Genomic DNA, 11,724 nt, shown 5'->3' on the forward strand with positions numbered 1-11,724 from the left:
GGGCAGAACCTGGCGGCCACGGGCAAGCAGGTTGTCATCCCGGGTTGGCGCCAGGTGCTCGCCGAGCCGCAGGCCGAAGACGGTGATGGCGAGGGCGATACTGCGGTCCGCGCCCAGGTGCTGCCCGCGCTGCCGAAACTGTATGAGGGCCTGGCATGCCAGGTGGCCGACGTCGATCTCAAGGCACTCAAGACGCTGCCGCCCAAACCGTACACGCAAGGCGAGTTGGTCAAGTCCATGAAAGGCGTCGCCAAGCTGGTGTCCGATCCCCGCCTGAAGCAGAAGCTCAAGGATACGGTTGGCATCGGCACCGAAGCGACGCGGGCCAACATCATCGGCGGCCTGATCGCTCGCGGCTACCTCGTGAAGAAGGGGCGCGCCATCCGCGCCTCGGATGCGGCTTTCACTTTGATCGATGCCGTGCCTGCGGCGATTGCCGACCCTGGCACCACCGCCGTCTGGGAACAGGCGCTCGACATGATCGAGGCCGGACAGCTCACCCTGGACGTGTTCATCGGCAAGCAGGCCGCGTGGATTTCGCAGTTGATTGCGCAGTACGGCAGCGCCTCCCTGTCCATCAAGGTTCCCCAAGGGCCGGCATGCCCGCAGTGCGGCGCACCCACGCGCCAGCGCAGCGGCAAGAGCGGCCCGTTCTGGTCGTGCAGCCGCTACCCGGACTGCAAAGGCACGCTGCCAGTCGAATCCGGCAGCTCCAAGCGCGGCGCCTCGCGCCCGCGCCGTAGCGGCCGCAAAGGCTCCTGACCGCCCCCGTTCCCCGTGAGCCGTGCCCGCCTTCGGCGGCGTGGCCCCTGTCCCGCACTCCGCCGCATGCCCTGCGGGACGCCCAGCGCGCAACGCCTTCTTGATCCGTGTGCGCGTCCCGCCCAGCCGTCCCCGGCCGCGGGACCTGAAGGTAGCTTCTCTGCGAGCCGCACCACGCGCGTTCTGTTGATCTGCGTTTCTTCCGCCCTCTGCGAAGGGTCTCCCGGTGGCTTGCCAGGCTGCACGAGCCACCGGGAGACCCTTCGTGGTCAGCGGTAATCGGTGCCGGTGCCCGCCGGTGCAAAAACGGGCTCCCTTTGTGCGCGGATGTGCGCCAGACGATGCCGGCCCCAGCCACGACATGGGCCGGGTGTGATTGCTTGATGAGCAGACGGTTCTAGCGACGACCGGGCCTGCCAATCAGCCCACGGGTGGTTCCTCTTTTCTCCCGAGCCGAAGGCCGTTGGGCCTTCGGCGCCATTCTCCTGCCCATCAACGTCCCGGCCCGGCCATTGGCCTGGGCCACACGAACAGGAGAGACGACATGCACCCTCAACCTTGCGCACCGCTGCTGTACGGCAGACGGAGGTCGAGAACGGCATGCCCGCCTATCGCGCGGCCATCGCCAATGGTACGCTCGGCTGCAGCCGAGGCCGTAGCCCAAAGGCTGGACTACCTCTTTTGCAGAGGTAAACCTCGGGATGAACTGGGCGAAAACATGCCTTATGTGCCCGCCTTACGGCGAGCTGTTTCCGATGCTTCGCGCAGGATTTCCCGCCCCCCATTCGCTGCGATTGCGGCCACGATGACGCCCAGCACCAGATCCGGGATGTTCGACCCGAACCCCATCACCAGCACCCCGGACAGCACAATCGCACCATTGACGATGGAGTCGTTGCTGGTAAAGATCGCTGACGCCTTGAAGTTCACATCTTCCCCGCGATGGCGGCGCAGTAGTCTGAGGCACACTAGGTTCAAAGCCGCGTTCAGCGCGGCCATGGCCATCATGGCTGGGCCGACAGGCTCTTCCCCTCCAGCGAAGCGGCGTAGGACTTCCAACAGCAGCAGCGCGGCCAGGCCGATTAGCAAGAAACCCGACAAGCGGGCCGCGCCCACCTTGACCGTTGCCGCACGACCGACGGCATACAGGCTAACCGCATAGACCGACGCATCGGCGAGGTTGTCCAACCCGGCGCCCATCAGCGCCGTAGAGCCAGCCCAGATGCCAAGGGCAATGCCGGCGGCGGACTGCGTCAGGTTGATCAGCAACACAGTCAGAAGAATCTTTCGGTCCTTCGCATCGCTCGCATCTAGGCGGCCCAACTCGTCGTTTTCGTGATTTCTGTGGTTTTCAGCCATGCATTGTTCCTTCCAAATCGATGGATGCTGAAGCCTGTAGCGGCTGGAGAGTCAAGGCGCAGATGCAACGAACTTGCCACAGGGTCTTCCCGGACGCCCTTGACTCTACCGTAGCTAGAAGGTTTTCCAATCCAGTCAGAGCTTTAGGACAGAACAGATGAGCACCAATGCGCCCCCTTCATTGCGACTGTCATCCGGTATGGCTGCTATCCACTGATCCGTGGCGCCACTGCGGTTGTGCTCTTCGGCGAGCTCGCGACCGGCCGGCCGTCTTTTCCGACGGAGCTACTCACAGTGATCGTCGCGCTCGCTTGTGCCGCCTTGCTAGAGGGCGGGCGGCCTTTCCACTCCCCGTTGAGCCAGTAGCGGCGTTCCAAGCTGTGGTTGGCCGTCGGCGCATGGCTCGGCTTCTTGGTCGTGCATCTGGCCTTCCAGCACTCCAATCTGGGATACCGGGTCGGGCCGTTGGGATTGTTGATCGGGGTGGCTGAAGCCCATCGCTGGCATCACAAGCGTGAGCACGAAGACGCCCAAGTCAACTACGGCGATTTCTGGATGCCCGGGGGCCACTTGTTCAGCGCTTTCCGGTCGCAAAAGCACACGCTGGGCGCCAAAGAGTGACACTCAAGAAAGATGGACTTTCCAATGGACTACGGCCCGCAGCTTGTCTATCCCTTCCGGAGCCGGCCAGCAGCGGCAAACGCTTGCGCTGCTGGCTATACGATCTTGCCCACGTCGCATTCTTGCGCGAGTCGGGCCTTGCGGCTTCTTGCGAAGCGATCGCGAGTTGCGTGGCGTGCCCATGAGTCGGGCCGCGTCGTGGCGCACTGCTACCTTGGCCTGCACCTGCACCTGCGCAGCCACGCCGCGATGCTCGGTCTGGCCTGGAGAACCCGTAAGGTGGCGGAGATTGCGGCGCGCAGGTCGTCCGGCTCGCGCTGGCTCCTGTGGGCCACGCCCTCGGTCGCACGCCGTCTCAAAACGTCAGAACCGCGCGCTTTCGCATGATGGAGCGCGGCACGTGGCTCTCAGAACTGGACCCGATCACTTCCAGCACCGATGACACGCTCGAGCTTCAGGCGGGCTCGGCCAAGCTGTTGAGAATGCCGCACTCGCGCGAGGTTCGGGCGCTATCGCAGGAGCGTCGCAGATCCATTAACTCGCGCTCCAAGGCGCGCAATTCCTTCATCTTGGTCCGCACTTGCGCGATATGAGCGTCGACCAGCGCGTTCACCTCGCCGCAGCCCAACTCTGGCCGATCCCGTAAGTTCAGCAGTTGACGGATCTCATCCAGCGTCATGTCCTTCGCCCGGCAGCGGCGGATGAACAGCAAGCGCTGCAAATGGACTTCGTCATAGAGCCTGAAGTTGCCCTCGCTACGTGCAGGCTCGGGCAGCAAGCCTTCTGACTCGTAAAAGCGCACGGTCTGCACCAAGCAATCTGCCTTCTTGCCCAGTTCACCGATCCGCATCATGGTTGCTTCCTATAAAAAACTTGACTCTATATCTACTAGAGGTTTTCTAATGATGGCATCCGGGGAAAACCTTGTCAATGAAGAGCGATCTATGAACAAAGAACCTTCCAGCCCATGCGCCTGCTCCGGCGGCAATGGCCAACAGACGGCGTGCGCCAGTGAGCAGGCCAGCACTGAAACCACCGTTTTCCACGTGAGCAACATGGATTGCCGCAATGAGGAAGCACTGGTGCGGCGAACGCTGGAGGGCATGCCCGGTGTCGAGCGGCTCCTGTTCGATCTTCCGCAGCGTTTGTTGACCATTTCGCACCGCGAAGTCTCGGCCGATGCCTTGGAGCAAGCGCTGAATTCGGTGGGCATGAAGGCTCAGGCTGTCCGAGACGCCGCCGTGTCGACCACCTACCGCATCGAGAACATGGACTGCCCGAGCGAGGAGAAACTCATCCGCTCGCACCTCGGGGCAGTCGAGGGAATTCAGGACCTCGACTTCGACCTCGCTGAGCGCACCCTGTCGGTGAAACACCTCGCTCAGGCACGCGCGCAGATGGAGCAGGTCCTGGCCTCGATCGGCATGCGCGCCAAGGAGCAGACCTTCGGCCACACGGGGCCGATCGAAGCCGCGGCTGTGATCCCATCCTCGGCCCTGCAGCAGCAACCAACCGCTGCCGTTTCCGCGCCGCCGATCGGCGAGCGGGTGACGTACCGGATCGAGAACATGGATTGCCCGACGGAAGAAGCGCTGATCCGCGACCGGCTGGGCAAGCTGCCGGGTGTGACCGCGCTCGACTTCAATCTGATGCAGCGTGTGCTGGGAGTCCAGCACACGCTGGCGACCTCAGCGCCGATCGAGAAGGCGCTTGCTTCCATTGGAATGCAGGCTGCGCGGCAGGACATGCAGACAGCCACCACGGTACTTCGCATCGCGAAGATGGACTGTCCGACCGAGGAAAGTCTGATCCGCGGCAAGCTGCAAGGCATGCCGGGCGTGCAGGGAATGGATTTCAACCTGATGCAGCGCACGCTCACGGTTCGGCACACACCCGACGCGATCAAGCCGGCAGTCGAAGCCATCGAATCGCTGGGCATGGAAGCCGAGGTCCAGAGGACTGATGAGCCGCGCGATGCCCCGGTGGCCGCGCACAAGACCAATTGGTGGCCGATGGCGGTTTCGGGCGTTGCGGCGGTGGCCGCCGAAGGCGTGTACTGGGTCAACGACGGCAATCATTGGGCCGTGATCGTGCTGGCACTGGTTTCGATCTTCACCGGCGGCCTCAGCACCTACAAGAAGGGCTGGATCGCGCTGAAGAACCTCAACCTGAACATGAACGCCCTGATGGCCATCGCGGTCACCGGCGGCATGGCGATCGGCCACTGGCCGGAGGCCGCCATGGTCATGTTCCTGTTCGCGTTGGCGGAAGTGATCGAGGCGAAGTCGCTGGACCGCGCCCGCAACGCCATTCGGGGGCTGATGGACTTGGCGCCCGAGACCGCGACCGTGCGGCAGGCCGATGGCTCATGGACAGAGCTGCCGGCCAAGGAGGTCGCAAAGGGCGCGGTGGTCCGCGTGCGTCCTGGCGAGCGCATCGCACTGGACGGCCTGATCACCTCGGGTCGATCGGCCATCAACCAGGCGCCCATCACCGGCGAGAGCCTGCCCGTCGAGAAGGCCGAAGGTGACCAGGTCTTCGCCGGAACCATCAATGAGACCGGCTCTTTCGAATACAAGGTGACCGCAGGCGCCAGCGACTCGACGCTCGCGCGCATCATCCATGCCGTGGAGTCCGCGCAGGGCAGCCGTGCGCCCACGCAGCGCTTCGTCGACCAGTTCGCCCGCGTCTACACGCCGGCGGTGTTCGCGGTGTCCGTGCTGGTTGCCGTCGTGCCGCCGCTCGCCTTCGGCGGCGCATGGTTTGACTGGGTCTACAAGGCCCTGGTACTGCTGGTGATCGCCTGCCCCTGCGCTCTGGTCATCTCCACGCCGGTCACCATCGTCAGCGGCTTGGCCGCTGCCGCCCGACGCGGCATCCTGATCAAGGGTGGCGTCTACCTGGAGGGCGGGCGCAAGCTCAAGGCGTTGGCCCTGGACAAGACCGGCACACTCACACATGGCAAGCCCGAGCAGACCGACTTCGTGCCGCTGATCGGCGAGGCGCAGGAAGTTGCCGCCTGGGCCGCAAGCCTCGCGGCACGCTCGGACCATCCTGTGTCTCAGGCCATCGCCCGCAAGGCGAACCGTGACGGCATCGCGCTGCACGAGGTCGACGACTTCGCGGCGCTGCCTGGCCGCGGCGTGCGCGGCCGCGTCGCCGGGCGCATGTTGCACATGGGCAACCACAGGCTCGCCCAGGAGCTGGGCCTGAGCGAAGCGACGCTCCAGGCTCGGCTGGAGACCCTGGAGCGCCAAGGCAAGACAGCGATCCTGCTGATGGACGATGCGACCGTGCTCGGCATTTTTGCAGTGGCCGACACCGTGAAGGAAACCAGCCGTGAGGCGGTGGCCGACCTGCAGGCGCTGGGTGTGCGCACGCTGATGCTGACGGGGGACAACCAGCACACGGCCGCGGCCATCGCTGCCCAGGTCGGAATCTCTGAAGCCCGTGGTGACCAACTGCCCGAAGACAAGCTCAAGACCATCGAAAGCCTGGTCGGCGGCGAGGGCCAGGTGGGCATGGTGGGCGACGGCATCAACGATTCGCCCGCGCTCGCCCGTGCCGACATCGGCTTCGCCATGGGCGCGGCCGGCACCGACACCGCGATCGAAACAGCCGACGTCGCCCTGATGGACGACGACCTGCGCAAGATCCCCGCCTTCATCCGGCTGTCGCGTAGCACTGCGGCGATCCTCACGCAGAACATCGTTCTGGCCCTTGGCATCAAGGCGGTGTTCCTTGCGTTGACGTTCACAGGGCATGCCACCATGTGGATGGCTGTGTTCGCTGACATGGGGGCAAGTCTTTTGGTTGTCGTCAATGGGCTGCGCCTCCTGAAGTTCAAGGCGGCATGAACAATGGATGAACCATCTCTTCGCAAGACGCAGTGGTACTCACTCGCGATCGTTATATTCGCCGGCGATCAGGCAGCTAAGAGCTACATTGACGCGACAACTCCCTTGGGTTGGTCGCACGAGGTGGCGTCATTCTTCAACCTAGTTCACGCTCTCAATCCCGGCGCGGCGTTCAGCTTCCTTGCTGGCGCGGGCGGCTGGCAGCGGTGGTTTTTTCTGGCGATCGCGTTCGCAATATCGGCATGGCTCGCATGGCTGCTCTCCCGGCCGCTGCGCAAAACGGAAGGCCTTTCGTACAGCCTCATTCTGGGCGGCGCATTGGGCAACGCGTTCGACCGCGCCACGCGCGGGCACGTTATCGACTACATCGACTTTCACCTGCACGGCTGGCACTGGCCCGCCTTCAACATCGCTGACATGGCCATCGTGGGCGGGGCGATCGCGCTGGTGGCCCAGTCGTTCATGAGCGTGGAGAACCCGGCCGCCACAAAGGAGTCCCAGTGACATTGGGACGATCCGGAAATTCGCAATGCACACGGTGCAGGACACCAATCTGAAGAGAACGGCCCCCAGCATGAGCGGCCGCGGCTTGGCCCTCATGCTAGCGCCCACCGCCGCTTTTGCTGCAACGCCCTGTTGCGATGGCGGCGATTGCTGCAACGACGTCGCAATGCCTTGCTGTGAATAAACAGCACGCAAGCCAGTTGACCTGGCAATTATGAAAGTCCATCACGGCGATGCTGGCCTTTTTCGTTCCAATGAGCCGTCACGGAGAGGTGATGATGAAGCTATGCCGGGATCCTGCAAGCTTTAGGACGGTCTTCTTTACCGCATAGCGATATGCTGATGTCACCCGTTCGCCTCGCCTGGCAAGTACAAGTAGTTCGTCGCGGTTTTCTGGCCGTGTCCGCCCGCTTCGCTGGCCCTTTTGCCCCAAACAAGCGCAATCATGCCTGCGTTACCACCAAAGTTCGCCCCCGCCAGTTGCTGTTCCTAAAGGGCATCAAGCTCAACGCCATCGCCGACCGGCCAGCGTATTTCGCATCGCTGCGTGCCCGTCGGGGCCAGCCCATCGTCATCCTCGCAGAGCTGGGACCGGACGAGGCATTCGCCCTGTGGAAGCAGCATGTACTGGGCGACAGGCCTCGCTGACCCAGTTTCGCCTCATCCTCCTGACAGCCCCGCACTTATTGCGGGGCTTTCTTTTTTCCGCGTTCGCCAATCGGGGCTGTTGCAAATGCCGATTTCCGGCTGACGCGGCTCGCCTCGCGCATGAAGCTGCCCGCATGTGTCGCTGATTCGTCAGCACCATGCCAGCAGCCAGAGTTTCCAGGCTGCCGCGGATTCTTTCCGCGCTACCCGCCAGTCCGCCATCGCATCGAGTCTGCGGACGCGCGTCACCCGTGACGCCGATGCTTTTTTCTCAACCGCGTGCGGGAGCTGCCATCCCGTGAGGGACGAGGCCCCGCTTTTTCCAAGGAGCCCGTCCATGTCCCAGCAAGCCTCTTTCGGCCAGTTGGCCTTGATCCATTGCGGCAAGTTCCTGCCGCTCGAAATCCTGCATAGCGCCGCCGGCCACTACATCGGCACGCGCGATACAGAAGGTCCCGTTTCGCGGGAATCCTGCCAGTACTTCCGCAGCTATGCCGCGGCTCAACGTGCCCTCGAAAGAGGCGGCTGGTCCCAGCTCGCCACACCCTGATCCAACTGGAGGAACCACGTCATGAACCAGCTTTTGCCCCAGGAAGTCGTCGATCAGATCATGCGGGAAGAGCAGCATTTCGCCGCCGCGCCCCAAGCCTTCTTCGAGGTCTGGAAGCGCGGCGTCGAGATCGCAGGCCCGCAATGGTTTGGCGACGGCACGCGCGAAGGCCTGAACCAGGCAAAGAGCAAGTGGGATCTGCGTCCCGACATGCTGCGTGCCAACGACGCACTCGGCGTCCTGAGCAGCGGGGAACGCATGTTCCTGTCCGCCATGTTCAGCTTCTACAACGCGCGCGAGGGCGGTGCCATGCTCAAGCGCTGCCACTTCCAAGGACTGTCGGACTTCGATGGTCTCGATCTGCAACGCCGCAAGGTCATCGCCGATCTGTTGGTGAACTACAGCGGTTGGTGAGCCGGTCTGCGGCATACCACCGTCTTTTTGTTCACTGCCCATGAGGGACATGCGTCCACGCGGCCATGTCCCTCGATTTTTCTTCCGTCAGCCTGCGCCGATTGGCCCAAAGCCCTCGATCAGTGCCGCCTGACGCTTTTTCCACTTTCAACCCACCGGGGTTCAATTCCCGGTGGCGGGAATTGGCTCCATTATTCAATCTGGAGAAATTCCATGACCCAGAATCCCAATCCCTTTGTACGCGGCTACTGGAATCTGAGAGTCGTCCGAACGCTGTGCATCTGCTACGGGGACGGAAGCCCGCATGTCTGGCGATCCATCCACACGAGCCAAGCGCATCTTTCCGACAACGACCTGATCTCATCGCCTTGCATCGTCACCAGCGACTTCGCGTTGATCAAAAGCGGCACTGACGCCATCAGCGACGAGCTGATTGCTGAATGTGATGCTGTTGAAGGCATCAACGGCGAAGGCGTGGTGGGCGCCGTGGTCTATGCCATCCATGGCGACGACCTCGACGGCCGCCCGGTCCATGTCGGTGATACCTATTCGGCCGAAGCCGCGCGAGACGTGGTGCAGCGGTTGAGTTTCGAGACCGGCTATTACAGCCGGTGCTGGGAAGTCAGCAGCGCGCACATCTGCCAGGAAACCGGCCAGTACCTCGCCAACCTGGCAGACCTCGCCACGCCGGAGGCTTTTCTGTTCATCGCCTTTCGGGTTCCGTACAGCCCGGCGATTGGCGTCAAGCTGATCTCCACGCCCTGGACAGACAAGAACCTGGAATATGCCGAGGGCATCAGTGCTGAGCAGCTTCGACAGGAGCACCGCGACAAGGGCATGCCTGACGACCTGGCGAACATCCTTGAACTGGCCGGCCAGGCAGATGTGCGCATCCTCATCCTCGATGCCGACGCACCCGCGCTACTGGGCTTGCCACTGGCCGAGACCTAGCAGACACGCGACGCGCAAGCCTTCCCCTTTATCCCCCATATGCCAGCCCGCCTCCCACCAGGAGCCGGGCTGGTTCAATTCCATAGGAGCAATCTCATGTTCCCCGATCTCATCTTGCCCACGCCCGACTTCGAGAATCAGCTTGGAGCCTGCGTCAACGCCATGAGCCAGGACGACGCCATCGGCCAGATCCTGGTGTTCGAGCGCATGAGCGGTACGCTGCACATGCGCCATATCGACAGCGCCGATCTGGTGGACACCGACATTGACGACTACGAAATGGTCGTATTCGACGGTGGCAACACAAGCGGCGACACGTGGAAGCACGTGTTCTTCCCGCGTCAGCGAGAACACTACTTCGTGTACGAAGCCTGACCCCCAAGCCCCTTTCGAGGGGCTTTTTCTCGCCCGCAGCGCTGGAAAGCGGGTGCGATGGGGTGCCGTTTCCTGCAAGCGGGCCGCTTACTCCCGGGCCATTCTTGCCCCATGTTCGTCGGCGTTGCCGACACATGCCCAGGCAGCCAAGACCTTCAAGGCTGCAAGCACGGGAAGCCGTGCTGGTCGATGTTTTCCACGGACGTACCGCGTCCATCCACACCACCCACAAGGGACCTCTCCCTTGCGGGCGGGGAATCCCTTGTTTCTTCCTCAAGGAGATTCCCATGGACCGTTCCCTCATCAAATCCATGATGCCTTCGCTAGTCGCAGGCCACGTGCCCCGCAACGTGCGGTCGTTCAAGTACCGCGTGTTCGACGATCAGCCGCAATCTTCGACATTGGGCTTCGCCGTCGACCCCCAGCCCTTCGACGGGAAGGTAGTCGCCATCACCGACGATGCCATCGTCGTCAAGCTCAAGCCGAGCGAGTTCGCTGTGCTCGATTCCAAGCTGGTGACCACCGTCCCCGACGAAGGCGCCAAGGTGCATGTCCAACCCTACGCACGGCGCCGTTTCGATGGGCTGCGGGCGGACACGCCGGAAGAGCGCACCGAGATGACGTCCGACGGCATTCCCTACACCGTCAAGACGCACATCCTCGGCTCCGCGCCGGCCAAGCTGCCCATTCCCGAGCCGCAGTGCATGGAGCTGGGTCAGCTCATCCAGCAGTTGGAGGAAATGCCGGCGCCCGATGGCTTCCGGCGCATCACCCACATGCTGGTCGATGCGGGTGCCCGGGATTTCACCTGGGTCGATCCGACGCCGTCCAAGATCATCGAGACGCCTCCGGCGATCAGCTTCACGGTCTCGACCGCGAAGTTCGAGGGCCGGGTGACGGTGCTGTACGACCGAGGCGGCGACACCTACGTGGTGGAGCTGCATCGCGACGGCGAATTGGTCGATCGGCATGACGAGGTGTATTTCGACATGCTCGGCGAAGTGCTGGAGCGACTCATCGACGACGGACGTTGGCGCCTGATCGATGTGAGCGTGATCGACGCCAAGGCTACCCGGCAGCGCCAGGCGGTGCCGGCATGACGCCGGAAACTGAATCCTGCCGGTTCTACGGCTGACCCGTGGGTCCCGCCACGAAGTTTCGCCCATGGGCCATGTGCCCACAGGCCCTCCATCCATGCGGATGGAGGGCCTTTTCTCTATTCCACATAGGAGATTTCAACCATGTCACTGCGATTCAAAGGCTCCGACCTGCGCCCCGTGCTGACCGAGGCCATCGCCAGCCAATGCCGCGTCATCCTGGTCAAGGACCAGGGCGTGTACTTCCTCGCCGAGCAGGGAGAGCGCCGCCCGGATGGGCGTGTGAAGCTGCTGGCCTATGCCGTCGGCTGCAACCCGGATACCGACCCGTTCGACGACTGGTGGGAACTGGCGCGCGCCGAACTGGGCGGCGACGACTTCGGGGAGTACTTCGACCCGAAGGACGGCGTATTCACGCGCATCCTGCACACCGAAGACGACCTGATGCTGTCGGCCACCGCCACACATCTGTCGCTGGAGGTGGTGCCTCCCGCATAGCGCGGCAACCGCCACTCGACTCTCGCAGCCCCCCACACCGGGGGCTTTCTTTTGGTTCATCGAGTATTACCGGGGAAGGCTGCGCGGA

General features: G+C 63.2%; 14 protein-coding genes. 12 read left to right on the forward strand and 2 right to left on the reverse strand.

What is annotated here, in order from left to right; all coding sequences use genetic code 11:
• The coding region (locus C1I89_RS28485) for a DNA topoisomerase (protein WP_181391073.1) at positions 1-762 on the forward strand (762 nt) is incomplete at its 5' end.
• Positions 763-1,485: 723 nt separating this feature from the next.
• Here the strand turns inward: C1I89_RS28485 and C1I89_RS28490 are convergent.
• Positions 1,486-2,121: a cation transporter gene (locus C1I89_RS28490; protein WP_003098972.1), complete on the reverse strand. Its 636-nt coding sequence runs from the start codon at positions 2,119-2,121 to the stop codon at positions 1,486-1,488.
• Positions 2,122-2,505: 384 nt separating this feature from the next.
• Here C1I89_RS28490 and C1I89_RS35465 point away from each other — a divergent pair, with 384 nt between their 5' ends.
• Both C1I89_RS35465 and C1I89_RS35470 read left to right on the forward strand, forming a co-directional pair.
• Positions 2,506-2,742, forward strand: a complete 237-nt coding sequence (locus tag C1I89_RS35465; RefSeq protein WP_003098970.1) for a hypothetical protein — start codon at positions 2,506-2,508, stop codon at positions 2,740-2,742.
• Positions 2,743-2,766: 24 nt separating this feature from the next.
• Positions 2,767-3,129, forward strand: coding sequence for a DUF3703 domain-containing protein (locus C1I89_RS35470; RefSeq protein WP_196588568.1), 363 nt, complete (start codon positions 2,767-2,769; stop codon positions 3,127-3,129).
• Positions 3,130-3,196: 67 nt separating this feature from the next.
• Here the strand turns inward: C1I89_RS35470 and cadR are convergent, their stop codons facing one another.
• Entirely contained in the window at positions 3,197-3,595 is a 399-nt protein-coding gene (gene cadR, locus C1I89_RS28500) for a Cd(II)/Pb(II)-responsive transcriptional regulator (protein ID WP_003098965.1), read from the reverse strand.
• 91 nt (positions 3,596-3,686) lie between these two features.
• On the opposite strand from cadR, the gene C1I89_RS28505 reads away from it, so the two are divergent.
• The 9 genes from C1I89_RS28505 to C1I89_RS28545 all read left to right on the forward strand — a co-directional run bounded on the left by C1I89_RS28505 (position 3,687) and on the right by C1I89_RS28545 (position 11,636).
• Positions 3,687-6,599 (forward strand): heavy metal translocating P-type ATPase, encoded by a 2,913-nt coding sequence (locus C1I89_RS28505; protein WP_003098961.1) that lies wholly within the window; start codon positions 3,687-3,689, stop codon positions 6,597-6,599.
• 3 nt (positions 6,600-6,602) lie between these two features.
• A complete protein-coding gene (gene lspA / locus C1I89_RS28510; RefSeq protein ID WP_003098955.1) occupies positions 6,603-7,103 on the forward strand; it encodes a signal peptidase II in 501 nt (166 codons plus the stop codon).
• Between the two features lie 336 nt (positions 7,104-7,439).
• The gene (locus C1I89_RS36035) at positions 7,440-7,751 is read left to right on the forward strand and encodes a hypothetical protein (protein ID WP_003108988.1); all 312 of its coding nucleotides are present in this window, start codon (positions 7,440-7,442) and stop codon (positions 7,749-7,751) included.
• 337 nt (positions 7,752-8,088) lie between these two features.
• The gene (locus C1I89_RS28520) at positions 8,089-8,301 is read left to right on the forward strand and encodes a hypothetical protein (RefSeq protein ID WP_003116833.1); all 213 of its coding nucleotides are present in this window, start codon (positions 8,089-8,091) and stop codon (positions 8,299-8,301) included.
• A 21-nt stretch (positions 8,302-8,322) separates the two neighbouring features.
• The gene (locus C1I89_RS28525; protein WP_003098949.1) at positions 8,323-8,715 is read left to right on the forward strand and encodes a hypothetical protein; all 393 of its coding nucleotides are present in this window, start codon (positions 8,323-8,325) and stop codon (positions 8,713-8,715) included.
• Positions 8,716-8,928: 213 nt separating this feature from the next.
• Positions 8,929-9,666, forward strand: coding sequence for a hypothetical protein (locus C1I89_RS28530; RefSeq protein WP_003098947.1), 738 nt, complete (start codon positions 8,929-8,931; stop codon positions 9,664-9,666).
• 96 nt (positions 9,667-9,762) lie between these two features.
• Positions 9,763-10,041, forward strand: a complete 279-nt coding sequence (locus C1I89_RS28535; RefSeq protein WP_003108989.1) for a hypothetical protein — start codon at positions 9,763-9,765, stop codon at positions 10,039-10,041.
• A 287-nt stretch (positions 10,042-10,328) separates the two neighbouring features.
• Positions 10,329-11,141 carry a hypothetical protein gene (locus tag C1I89_RS28540; protein WP_006226009.1) on the forward strand — a complete coding sequence of 271 codons (813 nt, stop codon included), beginning with the start codon at positions 10,329-10,331 and terminating at the stop codon, positions 11,139-11,141.
• Between the two features lie 141 nt (positions 11,142-11,282).
• Positions 11,283-11,636, forward strand: coding sequence for a DUF3085 domain-containing protein (locus tag C1I89_RS28545; RefSeq protein ID WP_006226010.1), 354 nt, complete (start codon positions 11,283-11,285; stop codon positions 11,634-11,636).
• The last annotated feature ends 88 nt before the right edge of the window (positions 11,637-11,724 follow it).

This window comes from Achromobacter pulmonis (genome assembly GCF_002885955.2).
In the GTDB taxonomy this organism is placed as follows: Bacteria; Pseudomonadota; Gammaproteobacteria; order Burkholderiales; family Burkholderiaceae_B; genus Achromobacter; species Achromobacter pulmonis_A.

Coding starts and splice junctions, on each gene's coding strand:
- C1I89_RS28490 (WP_003098972.1), bottom strand. CDS start 2,121: ATGGCTGAAAACCACAGAAATCACGAAAACGACGAGTTGGGCCGCCTA.
- C1I89_RS35470 (WP_196588568.1), top strand. CDS start 2,767: ATGGACTACGGCCCGCAGCTTGTCTATCCCTTCCGGAGCCGGCCAGCA.
- cadR (WP_003098965.1), bottom strand. CDS start 3,595: ATGATGCGGATCGGTGAACTGGGCAAGAAGGCAGATTGCTTGGTGCAG.
- C1I89_RS28505 (WP_003098961.1), top strand. CDS start 3,687: ATGAACAAAGAACCTTCCAGCCCATGCGCCTGCTCCGGCGGCAATGGC.
- lspA (WP_003098955.1), top strand. CDS start 6,603: ATGGATGAACCATCTCTTCGCAAGACGCAGTGGTACTCACTCGCGATC.
- C1I89_RS36035 (WP_003108988.1), top strand. CDS start 7,440: ATGCTGATGTCACCCGTTCGCCTCGCCTGGCAAGTACAAGTAGTTCGT.
- C1I89_RS28520 (WP_003116833.1), top strand. CDS start 8,089: ATGTCCCAGCAAGCCTCTTTCGGCCAGTTGGCCTTGATCCATTGCGGC.
- C1I89_RS28525 (WP_003098949.1), top strand. CDS start 8,323: ATGAACCAGCTTTTGCCCCAGGAAGTCGTCGATCAGATCATGCGGGAA.
- C1I89_RS28530 (WP_003098947.1), top strand. CDS start 8,929: ATGACCCAGAATCCCAATCCCTTTGTACGCGGCTACTGGAATCTGAGA.
- C1I89_RS28535 (WP_003108989.1), top strand. CDS start 9,763: ATGTTCCCCGATCTCATCTTGCCCACGCCCGACTTCGAGAATCAGCTT.
- C1I89_RS28540 (WP_006226009.1), top strand. CDS start 10,329: ATGGACCGTTCCCTCATCAAATCCATGATGCCTTCGCTAGTCGCAGGC.
- C1I89_RS28545 (WP_006226010.1), top strand. CDS start 11,283: ATGTCACTGCGATTCAAAGGCTCCGACCTGCGCCCCGTGCTGACCGAG.